Annotated in this window: 14 protein-coding genes; 11 read left to right on the forward strand and 3 right to left on the reverse strand. The window is 71.3% G+C overall.

The features are described 5' to 3' along the window. Window positions 1-48: 48 nt before the first annotated feature. The 4 genes from IG78_RS0105115 (at window position 49) to IG78_RS0105130 (ending at window position 5,054) form a co-directional block, all read left to right on the forward strand. Window positions 49-1,632: a GMC family oxidoreductase gene (locus tag IG78_RS0105115; RefSeq protein ID WP_037685157.1), complete on the forward strand. Its 1,584-nt coding sequence runs from the start codon at window positions 49-51 to the stop codon at window positions 1,630-1,632. A gap of 71 nt (window positions 1,633-1,703) precedes the next feature. Further along, on the forward strand, window positions 1,704-3,089 hold the full coding sequence (locus tag IG78_RS0105120) for an APC family permease (protein ID WP_078964863.1): 1,386 nt from the start codon (window positions 1,704-1,706) through the stop codon (window positions 3,087-3,089). 81 nt (window positions 3,090-3,170) lie between these two features. Next, the gene (locus tag IG78_RS0105125) at window positions 3,171-4,049 is read left to right on the forward strand and encodes an alpha/beta fold hydrolase (protein WP_225881987.1); all 879 of its coding nucleotides are present in this window, start codon (window positions 3,171-3,173) and stop codon (window positions 4,047-4,049) included. Between the two features lie 87 nt (window positions 4,050-4,136). Next, window positions 4,137-5,054: a class I SAM-dependent methyltransferase gene (locus IG78_RS0105130; protein WP_051852382.1), complete on the forward strand. Its 918-nt coding sequence runs from the start codon at window positions 4,137-4,139 to the stop codon at window positions 5,052-5,054. 41 nt (window positions 5,055-5,095) lie between these two features. Here the strand turns inward: IG78_RS0105130 and IG78_RS0105135 are convergent, their stop codons facing one another. Further along, a complete protein-coding gene (locus IG78_RS0105135; RefSeq protein ID WP_051852383.1) occupies window positions 5,096-6,646 on the reverse strand; it encodes an FG-GAP-like repeat-containing protein in 1,551 nt (516 codons plus the stop codon). 414 nt (window positions 6,647-7,060) lie between these two features. Between IG78_RS0105135 and IG78_RS0105145 the strand changes: the two genes are divergently transcribed. The 5 genes from IG78_RS0105145 to IG78_RS51075 all read left to right on the forward strand — a co-directional run bounded on the left by IG78_RS0105145 (window position 7,061) and on the right by IG78_RS51075 (window position 14,284). Then, window positions 7,061-11,509, forward strand: a complete 4,449-nt coding sequence (locus tag IG78_RS0105145; protein WP_051852384.1) for a non-ribosomal peptide synthetase — start codon at window positions 7,061-7,063, stop codon at window positions 11,507-11,509. Then, complete coding sequence (locus IG78_RS51065; RefSeq protein ID WP_051852385.1) at window positions 11,506-11,859, forward strand: FAD-dependent monooxygenase; 354 nt, start codon at window positions 11,506-11,508, stop codon at window positions 11,857-11,859. The genes IG78_RS0105145 and IG78_RS51065 overlap by 4 nt, the downstream gene beginning before the upstream one ends. 138 nt (window positions 11,860-11,997) lie before the next feature. Further along, window positions 11,998-12,522: an FAD-dependent oxidoreductase gene (locus IG78_RS51070; protein WP_051852386.1), complete on the forward strand. Its 525-nt coding sequence runs from the start codon at window positions 11,998-12,000 to the stop codon at window positions 12,520-12,522. 226 nt (window positions 12,523-12,748) lie between these two features. After that, the gene (locus tag IG78_RS43880; RefSeq protein WP_078968701.1) at window positions 12,749-13,801 is read left to right on the forward strand and encodes an RICIN domain-containing protein; all 1,053 of its coding nucleotides are present in this window, start codon (window positions 12,749-12,751) and stop codon (window positions 13,799-13,801) included. A gap of 342 nt (window positions 13,802-14,143) precedes the next feature. Beyond that, window positions 14,144-14,284: a hypothetical protein gene (locus IG78_RS51075; RefSeq protein WP_225881988.1), complete on the forward strand. Its 141-nt coding sequence runs from the start codon at window positions 14,144-14,146 to the stop codon at window positions 14,282-14,284. A 19-nt stretch (window positions 14,285-14,303) separates the two neighbouring features. On the opposite strand, the gene IG78_RS47665 is transcribed toward IG78_RS51075, so the two are convergent. Continuing rightward, window positions 14,304-15,032 (reverse strand): DUF6292 family protein, encoded by a 729-nt coding sequence (locus IG78_RS47665; protein WP_225881989.1) that lies wholly within the window; start codon window positions 15,030-15,032, stop codon window positions 14,304-14,306. Between the two features lie 78 nt (window positions 15,033-15,110). Continuing rightward, window positions 15,111-15,854 (reverse strand): FG-GAP repeat domain-containing protein, encoded by a 744-nt coding sequence (locus IG78_RS0105175; RefSeq protein ID WP_030560035.1) that lies wholly within the window; start codon window positions 15,852-15,854, stop codon window positions 15,111-15,113. Between the two features lie 404 nt (window positions 15,855-16,258). Here IG78_RS0105175 and IG78_RS0105180 point away from each other — a divergent pair, with 404 nt between their 5' ends. Then, window positions 16,259-16,846 carry a DUF2975 domain-containing protein gene (locus IG78_RS0105180; protein ID WP_030560036.1) on the forward strand — a complete coding sequence of 196 codons (588 nt, stop codon included), beginning with the start codon at window positions 16,259-16,261 and terminating at the stop codon, window positions 16,844-16,846. Continuing rightward, window positions 16,846-17,088 carry a helix-turn-helix domain-containing protein gene (locus IG78_RS0105185; protein ID WP_030560038.1) on the forward strand — a complete coding sequence of 81 codons (243 nt, stop codon included), beginning with the start codon at window positions 16,846-16,848 and terminating at the stop codon, window positions 17,086-17,088. The genes IG78_RS0105180 and IG78_RS0105185 overlap by 1 nt, the downstream gene beginning before the upstream one ends. Window positions 17,089-17,116: the final 28 nt, after the last annotated feature.

Raw genomic sequence — 17,116 nt, forward strand, 5'->3', positions numbered from 1 at the left:
TGGCAGAACAAGGGCTGACAGGGCCGGGTGCGAGGCGAAGGCGACAGCATGGACGACGAGACGACGACCTACGACTACCTGATCATCGGCGGCGGTACGGCGGGCTCCGTACTGGCCGCGCGGCTCAGCGAGGACCCCGCCTGCCGGGTGTGCGTGGTGGAGGGCGGGCCCAGCGACGTCGGTGACGAGCGCATCCTGAAGCTCCGCAACTGGATCAATCTGCTCGGCTCCGAGTTCGACTACGGCTACACCACCGAGGAGCAGGCGCGCGGCAACTCCCACATCCTGCACTCCCGGGCCCGGGTGCTCGGCGGCTGCTCCTCGCACAACACCCTGATCAGCTTCCTGCCGTTCCCGCAGGACCTGGACGAGTGGGTACGGAGCGGCTGCGAAGGCTGGGGCCCCGAGACGATCCTGCCGTACCGGTCGCGGCTGCAGAACACGATCGTGCCCGTCGGCGCGGCCGACCGCAACGCCATCGCGCAGGACTTCGTCACGGCGGCGAGCACCGGTCTCGGTGTTCCCGTCGTCGAGGACTTCAACGCCCGCCCGTTCACCGACGGCACCGGCTTCTTCTCCCTCGCCTACGACCCGGGGACCAACACCCGTTCCTCCGCCTCGGTCGCGTATCTGCATCCCGTCATGGACCGCCCGAACCTGACGCTGCGTCTGGAGACATGGGCGTACCGGCTGTTGCGCGACAGCGAGGGCCGCTTCACCCGTGTGCAGGTCCGCAACCCCGACGGCTCGGTGTCGACGCTGGAGGCCGAGGCGGAGGTGCTGCTGTGCGCCGGCGCCATCGACACGCCGCGGCTGCTCATGCTCTCCGGCATCGGGCCCGCCGACCAACTGCGCGACCTGGGCATCGAGGTCGGCGCGGACCTGCCGGGGGTCGGGGAGAACCTCCTCGACCACCCCGAGTCGGTGATGGTGTGGGAGACCCGTGGGCCGCTGCCGCCCAACTCGGCAATGGACTCCGACGCCGGTCTCTTCCTGCGCCGCGACGCGGCGGGCGGCCCGCGTCCTGACCTGATGTTCCACTTCTACCAGGTGCCGTTCACCATCAACACGGAGCGCCTCGGCTACCCCGTTCCCGAGCACGGCGTCTGTATGACCCCCAACGTGCCCCGTGCCCGTTCCGTGGGCCGCATGTGGCTGCGCAGCGCGGACCCCGCCGTCAAACCCGCCCTGGACTTCCGCTACTTCACCGACCCGGAAGGGTACGACGAACGCACGATCGTCGACGGCCTGCGCATCGCCCGCGAGGTGGCGGCCACCGCGCCGCTGAGCGACTGGCTGCTGCGCGAGGTGGCACCGGGCCCGGACGTACGGTCGGACGCGGATCTGTCGGAGTACGGGCGCCGGGCCGCGCACACCGTCTACCACCCGGCGGGGACCTGCCGGATGGGCGCGGAGGACGATCCCCTCGCGGTGGTCGATCCACAGTTGCGGCTGCGCGGGCACGACGGTCTTCGCATCGTGGACGCGTCCGTCTTCCCCACCATGCCGACCATCAACCCGATGGTCACCGTGCTGCTCGCCGCCGAACGCGCGGCGGACCTCATCAGTGCCCGGCCGGCTCCCGCGCCGTTGGGTACGGAGGGGATGGGCACGGAGGGGATGGGCCGGTGACCGCTCCCGGAACACCGGACGACACCGCGGAGACGGCCCCCGGGGAGCAGAAGTCGGAGTTCCGCAAGGAGATGGGTCCGTGGGCGAACTTCGCCCTCGGATTCACCTACCTCTCCCCAGTGGTGAGCACCTACACCCTCTTCGGCACGGCCCTCGCCGACGGCGGCCCGCCCATGATCTGGGCCTTCGTCATGGCGGGCTGCGGACAGTTCCTCGTCGCCCTTGTCTTCGGCGAGGTCGTCGCGCAGTACCCGGTCGCGGGCGGGGTCTATCCGTGGGCGCGGCGGCTGTGGGGCAAGCGCTGGGCGTGGATGACCGGGTGGGTCTACATGTGGGCGCTGCTCGTCACGATCACCAGCGTCGCGTACGGCGCGGGACCCTACATCGCGATCCTGCTCGGCTTCCGCCCCACCGTGCACACCACCGTCCTGTGCACGATCGCGTTGATCCTCATCTCGGTGCTCATCAACTACGCGGGCACGAAGGCCCTGTCGATGGCGGCGCTGATCGGTTTCAGCGCGGAACTGCTCGGCGCGCTCGTCGTCGGTGTCATCCTCCTGACCACCCACCGCTTCCACGGCCTCGGCGTGCTCTTCGACGACTTCGGCGCCGCAGGTGACGGGTCCTATCTGCCCGTCTTCCTCGGCGCGGCGATCATCGGCTTCTACCAGTACTACGGTTTCGAGGCCTGCGGGGACGTCGCCGAGGAGGTCAAGCATCCCGGCAAGGTGATCCCCAAGGCGATGCGCCGCACCATCTACGTCGGCGGGGCAGCGGCGACGTTCACGTGCCTGACGCTGCTCCTCGCCGTCGTCGACTACCGGGCGGTGATCTCGGGGAAGGACACCGACCCGGTGGTCAGGGTCCTCTTCGACGCCCTCGGCGAGGCGGGTGCGCGGACCGTGATGGCCGTGGTCCTCATCTCCTTCCTGTCCTGCACGATCAGTCTGCAGGCCGCGGCCGGGCGGCTGATCTACTCCTACGCCCGCGACGAGATGATCATCGGGCACCGGCTGCTGCGGAAGTTCTCCGCGGCGCGCGCGGTCCCCCCGTACGCCTTGCTCATCGCGGCGGTCCTGCCCGCCCTCATCGCCGTCGGTTCGCTGATCTCCACGGATGCCCTGACCAAGATCGTGTCCTTTGCGATCCTCGGTATCTACGCCGCCTTCCAGATGGTCGTCCTGGCGGCGCTGCGGGCCCGCCTCAAGGGCTGGAAGCCGAGCGGCGAGTACCGGCTCGGCCGCTGGGGCCTCCTGGTCAACGTCGGGGCACTCGTCTACGGGATCTTCGCCATCGTCAACATCGCCTGGCCCCGCACACCCGAAGCCGCCTGGTACGACAACTGGATCGTGCTGCTCAGCGGCGGCATCGTGGTGGTCGTGGGACTGGTGTACATGTTCACCACGCACCACTACGGACGCGGTGACGCCCCTTCGGGGAACGCCGTACCCGACTAGGGCCAGGGGCGCCGTCGACGGTCTTTTGCCATGCTGCAAAAAAGTTCGCAGATTCGTCACGGCGGATGCGACCGTCGGGTCATGACACAGACACAACGCCCCGGGCGCCGACTCGCGCGGTACCGCCTCGTCGGAACCGGCGCACTGGTCCTGGCACTCGGTGCGGGCAGTGCGATCCAGTGGGGCACACCGGACGCCGCGGCCACACCCCCTGCCGCGGCCTCCACCACTGCCTCGGCTGCGGCTTCGGCTTCGGCTTCGGCTTCGGCCTCGGCCTCGGCCTCGGCCTCGGCCTCGTACGATGCCGCCACCAAGCACGACAAGGAGTTCAACAAGACGTTCCAGCACAAGTTCGCCAAGGTCCGCGGCGTGCGCATGCACTATGTCACCGGTGGTCGCGGTCCCGCCCTTGTGCTCCTGCACGGCTGGCCGCAGTCCTGGTACGAGTGGCGCAAGGTGATGCCGTCACTCGCCAAGCACTACACCGTCTACGCGCTGGACCTCCCCGGCCTCGGCGACAGCCAGGGAAGCCCGCCGAGCTTCGACAAGAAGACGCTGGCGCGGTACGTCGACGGTCTGCTGCGTGACCGGATAGGGCTCGACAGGTTCGACCTGGTCGCGCACGATCTCGGTGCCGGAGTCGGCTTCCAGTACGCCTCGCAGTTCCCCGACCGGGTCAAGTCCTACGTACACATGGACTATCCGCTCCCCGGGCGCGGTCTTCCCGCCGCGCAGCGGAGCCTGGACCAGGACGAGCGCGACAACGCGGCGGCGCGCCCCGTGCACACCCGTACGCTCCTGCTCACGGCGACCGGTTCACTCGCCGCCACCGAGCCGACCCTGAGACCCAAGTTCACCGGCATCACCCGCGCGGTCGAGATCCCCAAGTCGGGGCACTGGCTGGCCGAGGAGAACACCGAAGCCGTGCGGGACGAAATCCTCGGCTTCCTGCGCAAGTGACGCTGCACCCGCGCTTGTCCCTGGTCTACTGAGGGTCCACGACAAGGTGACGGTCCACGAGGCAGTGCGGGGAGAGGGCGGCGGCGGATGGCGGAGGACAGGCTCGCGGCTTCCTACAGTGACGCCAACGCGTTCTTCCGGCTGTTCCGGCACTTGGGCTGGGGCGACCTGGTGAACCTCGGGTACTACACCCTGCCGACCCTGCCGGCGCTCCTCGGCGGCCTTGCCTTCTTCCAGCGCCGCCTGGAGACGCGCAGCCTGGCGCTCCTCGGGGCCCGGCCGGGGCACCGGGTCCTCGACGCCTGCTGCGGCCGGGGGCACACCACCGCCCGACTGGGTGCGGCGGGCTGCGGCGCGGTCGGTGTGGACATCAGCGCCCAGCAGATCGCCCAGGCCCGCACGCGTTACGCACACGCAGCGAACACCGTTTTCGCCGTGGCCGACGTCACCGACCTCCCCCGGCAGGCCGACGGGGTGGCGGTGGCGGAAACGCCGTTCGACCGGGTGCACTGCCTCGAGGCGGGCTTCCACCTGTCCCCCGCGGGCCGACAGGCTCTGCTGACCGAGGCCTACCGGGTGCTGCGGCCCGGTGGCCGTTTCGTCCTGGTCGACTTCACCTGGGCCACCGCGGACCCGGAGGAGATCCGGCGGCTCGATCCGCGGGGCCTCGCGCGCGCCTCCTGGCAGATCGACGGGTTCGAGCCCCTGGAGCGCTACCTGACGAACGCCGCCCTTGCCGGGTTCCTCGTCCGGCGTTCGCTGGACTGGACCCGGCCGGTCGTCGAACGCTCCCTGCGCCTGGGGACCGTCCTCACCCACCTCGCGGCGTCCCGCACCGGCCGCCGACTGCTGTGCTTGCGCTGGCCCGGCCTGCGGGAGTTCACCGGAGCGGACTGGAGTCACACCGTCGACGTGCTGAGCGCCCACCGATCAGTGGGGCGTGGCGTGCGCTACTCCGCGCTGGTGCTCGACAAGCCGGGCGGCCCGGGGAACGGCACGCCGTAGCCTCGGTCTCCCCAGCCGCGGGCGCCACCGTCGGCGCCCCGTCAGGAGCCGGGGAACGTCACATGGTCGCCGTACCAGGAACCCGGAGGCCGTTCCCAGGACCTCAACGGGCTGCCGAAGCCGCCCTCGGCCTTGCCGTGCAGCGTGAGCAGGGCCGCCACCCCGTTGTTCTCACCCTTGAAGAGGCCGATGTCCTGCCGTCCGTCACCGTCGTAGTCGCCGGAGACGATGTGGCTGTGCCGGAAGGTCCAGGTGCCGGCAGGTGCCTTCCAGGCCACCGCCGGGACCTCGAAGCCGCCCTGCGCGTTCGCCGCGAAGCGCCACAGGGACACCGCCCCGTCCCCGTAGCCGTAGAACGCGACCACCTCGTCACGCCCGTCGCCGTCGTAGTCACCGGCCGTCAGCTTCGTCTCGTGGCCCCACCAGTTGCCCGGCGGCCGGGACCAGGAGGTGTGCGGCGCCGAGAAGCCGCTGCCGTCCGTGCCGAGGAGGGTGGAGAAGGTCACCGAGCCGTCCCTGGTGCCCTTGAAGAGCAGGATGTCCTGCCGTCCGTCGGCGTTGTAGTCGCCCGAGACGAAGTGGCTCTCGTCGAAGTGCCAGGTGCCCTTCGGCGCGCTCCACTGGACGGTCGGGGTCAGGAAGCCGCCCTGGGCGGTGGTCTCGAAGCGCCACAGGGACACCGACCCGTCGGGGTAGCCGTAGAACGCGGCCAGTTCGTCGCGCCCGTCCCCGTCGTAGTCACCGGCTGTCAGCTTCGTCTGGCTGCCCCACCAGTTGCCCGGCGGACGCTCCCACGTCTTGACGGGCGGCGCGTACCCGCCGTCCTTGCGCCCAAGGAGGGTGAGCAGCGCGGCCGAGCCGTCGGCGGAACCCTTGAACAGGGCCGCGTCGCGGTAGCCGTCGCCGTTGAAATCGCCCGCGGCGAAGCCGCTCTCCCGCACGTTCCAGGTACCGGCGGGCGAGAGGTACGGGGTGCTCGGCACCTCGAAGCCGCCCGTCTGGTTCGTCGCGAACCTGAAGAGCGTCACGGCCCCGTCGTCGTACCCGTACAGAGCACTCAGGTCGTCCTGCCGGACCTCGTTGCCCGTACGGTCCGGACGCTGCCGGAAGGCGATGCCCTTCTGCTCCTCGCAGGCGGCCAGGACGATCGGGGCACCGCTGCGGGTGGCGGCGTGCTCCACCTCCAGGCAGGGCGCCGCCAGCGGCAGGGTGGACCGGATCCACGCGTGCTCCTCCCCACTGTCCAGCAGGAAGTTCACCCCGGGGTGGCCCGCACAGCCCCACTGCTCGACCCGTGGCCCCGCGGGCCTGCCCGGCACCGTCCGGGTCTCCACCGCCAGGCACTTGCCGCTGTGGGCGTTCACCAGCAGGACCGCGCCACCGCCCGCGGACGAGGACCGCACCAGCCACCGCGCCCCGGGCTGACCGGCACAGTCGCCCTGCTGGACGGGCGCGCCGTCGGCCGACGAGGAGTCGGCGACCTCCACGCACTTACCGCTGCCTACGTTGAGGATATTGACCGGGGTGTCCACGCCGCGCGGGTCGGGCGCTGAGGTGCGGGGTGCGGCGGCTCCCACGGATGCGGCTCCCACGGATGCGGCACCCGTGGACGCGGTTCCTGCGGACGCGGCCCCTGCGAACGAGGCCTCTGCGGACGCGGCGGCCGGTGCCGGAACCGTGGCGAGCATCGGCAGCACGCCCAGCGCCAGGGCCGCGCACCAGCGCCGCAGAGCTCTGCTCCCGGACGCACGCCCGGCTCCCGTTACCGACGCTCTTCGACGACCGGCCCTCATGACAACCCGCCCCCTCTTTCCCGCTCGGGCTCTTTCCCGCTCCAACTGCACAGCGACGGCCGACCCTGGCACTCGTCACTGACGGGCGGCTGACACGTCAGCCCGGGAGCAGGTGCGACACGAGGCTGCCGGTCCATGCGGGGATGAGGGGGAGGTCGGTGAAGACGGCGCGGTAGTAGAGGGGGGCGAGCACGGCGTCCGTGGTGTGTTCGCGTGTGGTCCGAGGTCCTCGGGCAGAAGAACGTCGGTGTCCACGACGACTACTACGCGCTCGGCGGCGACTCCCTCCTGGCCATCAGGATCCAGGCACGAGCCGCCCGGCTCGGCGTCCACTTCGCCCCGAACGACCTCGTCCAGAACCCGACCGTGGCCGCCCTGGCGGCGCACTGCACCGACGGACCGCGCGAACCGGCCCCGGACCTGACACCGTTCGCCCTGGTGTCCGAGGAGATACGGGACTCGCTGCTGCGGGCGGGGGACGTCGAGGACGCCTTCCCCCTGACCCGCCTCCAGCTCGGCCTCATCTACCACAGCGCGGCCCAGGAAGGGTCCGCCGTCTACCACGACGTCTTCCACTACTCCTTCCGGCTGCCCTGGTCCGAGCCCGCCTTCAGGTCGGCGTTCGACCGGCTGGTGGCCCGGCACCCCGCACTGCGCTCGTCGATCGACATCGGCGGGCACGTGGAACCGCTCCAGGTCGTCCAACGGCAGGTGACAGGAGGCCTGGCCGTCGTCGACCAGCGCGGCATGGCGGAGGCGGAGGCGGACGCCGCCATCGACGCGTACATCGAGCGACGGCGCCACCACAGCTACGACTTGTCGACGGCGCCGCTCTGTCACTTGCGCGTCCACGTCCGCGAGGACACCGTGGAGCTGGTGCTCGGCTTTCACCATGCGCTGCTCGACGGCGGCAGCGTGGCGAGCCTGCTGCGCGAACTCCTCGACGAGCATCTGCGCGCCCTGGGCGAGCCCACGGGCCCGGCGCCCGCCGACCCGCCGCCCTCACCCGCCCACCACGTACTGGCCGAACGCGCGGCACTGGAGTCGCAGGACGACCGGCGCCACTGGAAGGAACGCCTCGACGGTGCGCGCGGTGTGCGTCTCGACGGCTTCCGGTCCGCCGCACCGGTGACCGGCCCCGCCGGTTTCGTCAGCCACCGGACCGCCCTGTCGACCGGTCTCGAACACCGCGTCGCCGCCTTCTCGCGCGAGCACGCCGTCCCCGTGAAGTCGGTGCTCTTCGCCGCGCACTGCCTGACGCTGCGGCTGGTCTGCGGACAGCTCGATCTGACCACGGGTCTGCTCACCCACGGCCGTCCGGAGCGCGCCGACGGAGACCGCGCCGCCGGGCTCTTCGTCAACACCATCCCCGTCCGGATGAACGACACCGCCGACACCTGGCTCTCCGTGGTCCGCGAGGCCCACCGCGAGGAGCGGCGCGGCCATCCGCACCGCCGCTATCCGCTCAGCGCCATCCAGGAGGACTCACCGCGGGTGCCCGCCGTGCGGACCGCGTTCAACTACGTCAACTTCCACATCCTCGCGCCCGTACTCCACCATCCCTCCGTCGAACTGCGGTCGGTACGCACCTTCGAGGAGACCGACTTCCAGCTCCTCGTCAACGCCGTCACCGACCCCGGCGACGGCGGTCTGTGGCTGCGGATCGACGGGGACGGCCGTACCTTCACCACCGAGCAGGCCGAGTTGGTGGCCCGCGCCTACACCGAGATCCTCACCCGCGTCCTCGACCACCCGGACGACCCCGCCGACCTCGGCTTCCTCGCCACTACGGGCGCTCTCGCCGCCACCGGTGCTGTCACTACCACCGGTGCTCTCGCCACCACCGGTGCTCTCGCCGCACCGGTGACCGACGCCGCCGACGCGTCCGAGACGCCCGGGACGCCTGTGGACGTCGTACGCCTCTTCGCGCGGCAGGCCGCCCGTACGCCGGACGCCGTCGCCCTGGTGCAGGACACCCGGCGGTGGACCTACGGGGACCTCGACCGGGCGGCGGACCGGATCGCCGGGCGGCTGCTCGGCCTCGGCGCCGGGCCGGGCGCCCGCGTCGGCATCGCCATGGACCGCGCCCCGGAGACGGTGGCGGTGATCCTGGCGGTCGCCAGGGCGGGCGCCGCCTGTGTGCCACTGGACACCGGCTACCCGGCGGAGCGGATCGCCGCGATGCTGACACAGGCGCGGCCGGTCCTCGTGGTGGCGCACCGCTCCCATGCCCAACTGGTCGGCGACCTGGCGGAACTTCTGCTCGCGGAGGATCTCGTGCCGTCGCGGGACAGCTCACCCGCCGGGCCCGCGATCCCCGGAGCGGAGGCGCCCGGGGTGGAGGTCCCTGGAGGGGCGGTCCCTGGCGCGGACACGCGCAGGGCGGACGTTCCCGGGGTGCACGTTCCCGGAGCGCATCCGGACAGCACCGCCTACATCCTGTTCACCTCCGGCTCCACCGGCCGCCCCAAGGGCGTGGTGATGCCCCACCGTTCGCTCGCCGCCCTGGTGGACTGGCAGAACCGCAGGCCCACCGGCGCGGCCGGTGGCACCACGGTGAGTCACGCGCCGCTCAGCTTCGACGTCTCGTTCCAGGAGATCTTCTCCACGCTCTGCTCCGGCGGCACCCTCGTCCTCGTCACCGAGGCCGAACGGCGCGACATGCCGGCCCTGCTGCGCCTCCTCGACCGGCACGGCGTCGAGCGGATCTTCCTGCCCTACGTCGCCCTCCAGCAGTTCGCCGAGGCGGCGTGCGCGCTCGGCCCGGTGCCCCGGCGGCTGCGGACGCTGGTGTCCTCGGGCGAGCAACTGCGCGTGAGTGAGGAGATCCGCCGCCTGTGCGCCCTGCTGCCGGACGTGGTCCTGGAGAACCAGTACGGCCCGACCGAGACGCACGTCGTCACCAGCTTCACCATGACCGGCGACCCGGCCGCCTTCCCGCCGCTGCCGCCGATCGGCACGCCCGTCGACGGCGCGGAGGTCCATGTCCTCGACGACGCGATGCGACCGGTACCGGTCCGTGTCAAGGGGGAGATCCACCTCGGTGGCACCTGCCTGGCCGACGGTTACACCCGAGCGCCCGAGCTGACCGCCGAACGGTTCGTCCCGCATCAGGGCGGCGGCGGACGACGCCTGTACCGGACCGGCGACCTCGGATACCGCCTGCCGGGCGGCGACATCGTCTACGCCGGGCGCGCCGACAGCCAGGTCAAGGTACGCGGCTTCCGTGTCGAGCCCGCCGAGGTCGAACTGGCCGTCGCCCGCCACGCCGCACCCGGTTCCGGCATCCGCGAGGTCGCGGTGGTGGACCGGCGGCGGGGCACCGACTCCGTCCTCGCCGCGTTCCTGGTGGGCGACGGTGACCTGACCGACCTCGCGGGGCTCAAGGACCAACTGCGGGCGGCCCTGCCGGAGCATCTGGTGCCCTCCCACTTCCAGTGGCTGCCCCGTATGCCGCTCACGTCCAGCGGCAAGCGGGACGACGCCGCGCTGCGCCGGACCGAGCTGACGGCGGCGGCTCCCCGGGGCGGTGTCGCGCCACGTGACGCGTACGAGCGGACACTGGTGGAGGCGTTCGCCGAACTCCTCGGCGTACCCGCGCCGGGCGTGCACGACAGTCTCTTCGACCTGGGCGGCACCTCGATCACCGCCATGCGTCTCGTCATGCTGATCGAACAGCGCCTCGATGCCCGCCTGCCGCTGGCCGCTCTCGTCGCGGCCCCCACGCCCGCCGCCATCGCGGAGCGCCTGCGCCCGACGGCCACCGTGCCCGACTCCCGCGACGTGCTTGTGCCGTTCCGCCGGGAGGGCGAACGGCCGCCGGTCTTCTTCGTCCACCCCCTGGGCGGCAATGTGCTCTGCTATCTGACGCTGGCCCGCCACCTCCCCGCCGACCAGCCCTTCTACGGAATCCAGGCGGCAGGGTTCGATCCGGACACCGAGCCGCACCGCTCGATCCCGGAGATGGCAGCCGCGTACGTCGAAGCCGTTCGGCGGGTGCGGCCGCACGGGCCGTACGTCATCGGCGGCTGGTCGTTCGGCGGCTTCGTCGCCTTCGAGATGGCGCGGCTGCTCCGCCGGGCGGGACAGGAGGTGCTGCCCCCGTTCCTCCTCGACACGGTCGCGCTCAGCCCGGACGCGCCCCGGGACCTGAGTGACGCGTCCCTGTTCCACTTCTTCTTCTGGGAACTGCTGTGGGCCGACGGCGGCAGCGAACTCCGCGTCGAGGAACTCTCCCGCGAAGTGGGTTCCGAGGAAGAGGTGTTCCGGCGCGTGGCCGAGATCGCCGAAAGGAACGGGATCCTGCCGCCCGGCGACTCCCACGACGCGGTGCGCCGCCTCTACGACGTCTTCCGGGCGAACTACCAGGCGCTGATGGACGAGCGCGGCGGAGTCGACGACCAGGACCTCATCCTGCTGCACGCCCAGGGCGCCCTGCCGGACGTGCTCAAACCCCTGCACGAGGGAGCGGGCTCCCTGCACGGCGACCCCACCAGCGGCTGGCGGACCAGGACGACCGGGAACATCGAGGTCATCGACGTCCCCGGTGACCATCTCCAGGTCGTGGAGAAGCCGTACGTGAAGTACGTGGCGGAGCAGATCACCCACCTGGTGCCGGCGAACCCGCCGGGCACCGGACACGGACCCCGAGGAGAGCGGTGACCACGAACATGAGCGGCGCGAACCGAGCGAACGGAACGAGCGGCGCACGCGGCAGGACGGCGATCGTCGTTGGGGCCGGGATCGGCGGTCTCGCGGCCGCCGTCACCCTGCGCCGCGTCGGCGTCGAGGTGACGGTGCACGAGCGGGCCGCCGCACTGCGCCCCGCCGGAACCGCCCTGTCCGTCATGAGCAACTCGATCACGGCGCTCGCCTCCCTCGGCATCGACCTGCGCCTTGCGGAGCGCGGCCGGGTCATAGAGACCGCCGAGCTGATGACGAGCACGGGCGGCATCCACTCGGCCGTACGCGCGCAACTGGCGGGGCCGGAACGGCTGCGGGAGGCGGGCTAACTGTGCTGGCTCTCCGTCACCCCGTTCGACCACCCGTGCCTCACACCCGGCTTCAACGGTCACTACTGGGGGCGTGGGCAGCGCTTCGGACTGCACGACATCGGCCGGGGGCACGCCTACTGGTGGGGTACGCGGAACATGTCGCCCGAGTCGGCCCGCGCCTGGAAGGGGAGCAGGGAGGACATCGCCCGTGCCTTCGGCGGCTGGGCGGAGGTGGTCGGCGAGGTGATCAGGGCCACCCCCGAGGACGCCGTCCACGCCGTTCCCGCGCAGGACCGGCCGTTCCTCGAGCGCTGGGGCGAGGGCTCGGTGACACTTCTCAGGGACGCCGCCCACCCCATGCTGACGGCCCTCGCCCAGGGCGGGAGCACCGCGATCGAGGACGCCGTTGTCCTGGCACACAGTTGCGCCGCGGCGGCCGACCCGGCGGCCGGACTGCGCGCCTACGAGGAGGCCCGCCGTGCCCGCACCAAGTGGCTGGTCGACAACTCGTACTCCCTGAGCAAGGGTGAGCAGGAAGAACGCCCCCTGGCGATGGCATTACGCAACACCCTGATGCGCTACGCGCCGACGTCCCTGCTGATGCGCCCCTTCGAGAAGGCGATGACGTACACGTCTCCCGACTTCGGCGCACAGAGCCAGGCACCCCCCGCGCGACGGTGACCGGCCCCCGTGGTGCGTGGCCCCCGGAACGCCTTTTCCCGGGGGCCACGCACGGCGGCCCGCCACCGCCGCCGCAGGTGTGGTGCCAGCCCTGGCTCTCGGCTCGCCGGAGGGGCACTTGAGGCCGTCCTGAGGCCAGCCGCCATCCACCTCCCCGGGTGCTTCAATTCCCCCGGCCCGGCCCAGCGGGGGCGGGGCCGGCTCGGGTGGGCTTCGGAGGTGCTTCATGGCGGTGTGCGGGCCGTTACGGCGGTACGGGAGAGGGCTGGGGCTGCTGGCCGCGTCGGCGGTGGCGGTGGGCGCGACGGCGGCGGTGCCGACGGGCCGGGCGGTGGCCGCGGCGCCCTCTTCCATCAACATCATCGCCGTGCACAGCGGCAAGTGCGTGGCGGTCGACGGCTCCTCGCAGCTTCCCGGTGCCCCGGTCGTCCAGGCCGAGTGTGCCGGGCAGGCGGGTGCCCTGTGGACGTTGCGTCCTGCCGCTTCCGGTGGCGGGGCGGTGAACATGGTGAACGCGCTCAGCGGCCTGTGCCTGGAGCTCGGGCACGTCTCCGGGGTGGTGCGGGCGCGGCAGGCCGAGTGCGGCGGGCAGGAGGGCGCGGACTTCCGCTTCGAGGACCGGGGCACGTACGCATGGATCCAGCCGTCGGTCGGGACACCGGCCAAGTGCCTTGAGGTGACGGGGGCTTCGCACGCACACGGGGCACCGCTCGGGCTCACGGACTGCCACGGTCAAACAGGCACCGCCTTCCGTCAGCGTCAGCCCCGAACGGGCAACGATCCGGCGGAGGGCCCCCGGGCGCCGGTGGTGACGGCTGCCGATGTCGACGGTGACGCCAAGGCCGACCTCGTCGTTCTGGGGACAGAAGGCGTCGTCTCCGTCCAGCGGAACCTGGGCAGCCGCTTCGACAGCGGTACGCCGTGGAGCAGGAGCTGGTCCAACTACCTCGGCATGCCGGGGCAGGGGCGGCTCTACTTCGCCGACGTGACCGGCGACGGCAAGGCCGACCTCATCGTCCACGGAACCGACGGCGAAATCAGCGTCCGCACCAACAAAGGCAACCACTTCGACGGCGGCACACCCTGGAGCAACAACTGGTCCAACTACCTCGGCCACCCAGGACAAGGACGCCTCTACTTCGCCGACATGAACGGCGACGCCAAAGCCGACCTCATCGTCCACGGAACCGACGGCGAAATCAGCGTCCGCACCAACAAAGGCAACCACTTCGACGGCGGCACACCCTGGAGCAACAACTTTCGCCGATGTGCTGGGTGATGTCAGGGCCGACCTCGTCGTCCAGAGCGCCGACGGCGCGATCAGCGGCCGCACGAACCTGGGCAACCGCTTCGACGGCGGCACACCGATGGGCACCATCTGACCGAACAGGATCAGGCGCCTACTGCTCCTGACGGCCGCGCGGTCGCTCCTGAGGCTGCGCGGTCCGGCGCAGCGTCGAGGTGGCGATCGGCCGATGTGAGGGCGTGCCGCCGCCATCACGCGCGGAGACATCCCGGTCCATGAGCTCCCGACGGACATGTTCACCGAGGTCATGGTCACCAACGCGCTCAGCCCGATGCGTGTCGAGACCCTACGTTCCTGCTCCAGGACCCGGGCTGGGTGCGTACCGAACTCGGCGGGCCCGAGGCGGACCTCAGCGTGGCGGCGAGCGTCCCCGGCGTCGCCGAGACGATCGAACGCCACCAGGGCAAGCGCGGTCTGCACTTCGTGGACTACGAGGGGCAGGTCGTGCCCTGGTGAGACGCCGCGGCTGTCCCGCTCAGCCGAACCGGCCTGCGGGGGCCGGGTGCAGGGTCTTGGGCTGCCGGGAGCCGCGCCGGCGGTCGGTCAGGGCGGCGAGCAGCTCGGCGGGGTCGGGCCGCCGGTCCTCGCTGAGGTAGCGGATGCCGTCACCCGTCGGCGGGGCGCCGGTCTCGGTACCGATCGGATGCCGCCTGCTGACGGCCGTCCGCCATCCATAGCGTTCGTCCCACACCAGAGCGGGCGTGCCGGGGCCGTTCAGCAGGACGACCGCGGCGAGCACGTCGCCGTCCAGGCGGTGTACGCGGATGTCCTGCTCCTCGGCAAGGCCGACGTCGACCAGGGCGTCGGCGACGCGCCGCAGGTACGGCCGGATCCGCCGGGTGCGCACCTCGATCGCCGCGCTGACCAGCGCCGTACGCTGCACGGCCACCGGGTAACCGAGGCGCGTGGCCGCCTCCTGCGGGCTCAGGGTCGGTTCTGTCTGCAGCAGATCGGCGACGCGCTCACCGCGCAGCCGCGCCAGGGCCCCGGCGGCAGCCTCGTGGGAGAGGCCGATGCGCTCCTGGACCGTCGCGAGCGTCACCGCTGGATCTTCGTCGAGCAGCTCGGCCACCTGTGCGGGACTGTCCCACGGGCAGCCGCCACGGGAGGCGCCGGTGCCCATGGCGGTCTCTGTGCCGGTGTCCGTGGCGGGGGCCTGCTCGTCACTGTTGCGGGTGTGCTTGCGGCGTTCGGCGCAGATCATCTCTTGCTCCTGGTCGGTGGTGGGTACGGCTCGGGGCCGCGCCGGCGCCGCCGGTGGTCCGGCGGCGCCCGGCCGTGATCAGGAGCAGGGCTTGTAGAAGTGCTTCCACCCGCTGGTGGGCATCGACGGCGGCTCGGCGGGGGTGCCGCTCGCGCCGTACCTCTGCTGCAGCTCGTAGCTGTACTTCCCGGGGCCGCTGCCCGGCTTGGTCAGGCGCACGTCCCGTTCCCACACGCCGTCACCGTCGTTGTTGAGGATGGCGAGGTCCGGGTACGCGTCGTTGCCGTAGTTGGCGATGCGCAGTTGCTTGGCCTCGCCGTGGTCGCCGATGTCGGAGTGGCGGGCGGCGGCGGAGCTCAGGTTCGCCCGCTTGAGGGGGCCGGGGCGGTACTGCGCGACGCGGGCCTTGTTGGGGTCGTCCCCGCCGGACGGCTTGACGATGTTGACGACCATGTCGAGGGTGCCGTCCTTCTGGAAGTCGGCCACCGCGGCGGTCGCGACCTCCCCGGTCCTCTTGCCGATCAGCTTGCTGACGGAGTGCTCGGTGCCGAAGGAGCCGCCGGCGGTTCCCCACTGGACGGTCATCCTGAGGCCGGTGTGCCCAGGGTTCGTGATCTTGTCAGGGCGGCCGTCACCGTCGAGGTCGCCGATCAGCGTGGTCGCGCCGGCCAGGCACGGGGTCGCCGCAGCGGCTTTGCCGGATCGTTCCCCGCCGTCCGCGGCCGACGAGCCGGACGCACTGGCCTGGTATCCGGTGACGGTCAGGGTCAGGGCGACGGCCGCGACCGGCGCTGCGATCAGACGTGAACGCTTGCGAAGCATCTACGAACTCCTCGTTTCCTTGCTGCTTGATCGTGCTCCAGGTCCGGCCCTCTCGCCGCGCCGCATGAAGTGACGTCCTCGATGCGGGGCGTGGGGATCTCTCGGACGAGCACGGCTCCAGCCTGCGACGCGATCCGTCCCAGCCGCCACGAAAGCCGGGCAGTTCGGGACGCTGGAACGACAAAGCACCCCTTGACCAGGGGAAATGACAGCAGCCTGGAACGACCGGGTGGAACACGACGACACCCAGGAAGCAGCCAGGGACCAGCCGATGGGGCCAGGAACGCACGCGCCGGCGCCGCCGGGCACCCTCCGCGGTGACTGCGCCGACAGCCGCGGACTTGTCGTTTATCGATACGTTGCCCTACGCTCGGGTATATCGAAAAACGATAGGAAGGCTCGCGGTGAACACACGGCTCACAAGGACCCTGGCCTCGGTCACCTTTGCACTGGCGATGCTCTGCGGCCTCGCGTTCCTCGGCAAGGGGGTCATGCGCATGTTCGACGATGGGGCGATCTGCGTGCAGACGGGCTTCTGGGCGAACGCCTCCCTGGCCCCCGACAGCCTGCCGATCGCCGCGGGCGTGGAGGCGTCCAGCAGCGCCACTCGCCTCTGCCAGGACGATCCCTCGGTGGGGCAGCGTGCCGCCGACCTCGGCGGCGAACTGCCCTGGCTCCTCTTCGCCTGCCTCGCCCTGCTGCTGTTCTCCCGGCTGCTCGACACCGTCCTGCTGCGGGGGCCGTTCACCGACGCGGTGTCTCAGCGGCTGTCGGTGCTCGGCTGGTTCGTCACCGTGGGCACCCCGCTGGCCGGTCTCGTCGTCGGCTGGTCGCACTCCTGGCTCGTCGACAGCATGGCACCCATCGTGGGTTCCGGGCCGACGGTCACCGGACCGCAGGTACTCATCCTCGCCGGTCTCGCCGCCGTGATCATGGGGAAGATCATGCGTGAGGGCGTGCGCATGCGAGAGGACCTCGAAGGGACCATCTGATGCCCGAGGAGGAACTCCACTCGATCCGGATCCACCTCGACCGGGTCCTCGCGGAGCGCGGCATGACGCTCACCGAACTGTCCGAACAGGTGGGCATCACCGTGGTCAACCTGTCCGTGCTCAAGAACGGGCGGGCCAGGGCCATCCGGTTCTCCACCCTGTCGAGGATCTGTGACGTCCTCCGGTGCCAGCCGGGAGACCTCATCACCCACGACCCCGCCGACCCCGCCGAGCCGGTCTGACCAACCGGTCCGGCGGGGCGGTGGGCCG

Source organism: Streptomyces aureocirculatus (assembly GCF_000720475.1).
GTDB classification, from domain to species: Bacteria; Actinomycetota; Actinomycetes; order Streptomycetales; family Streptomycetaceae; genus Streptomyces; species Streptomyces aureocirculatus.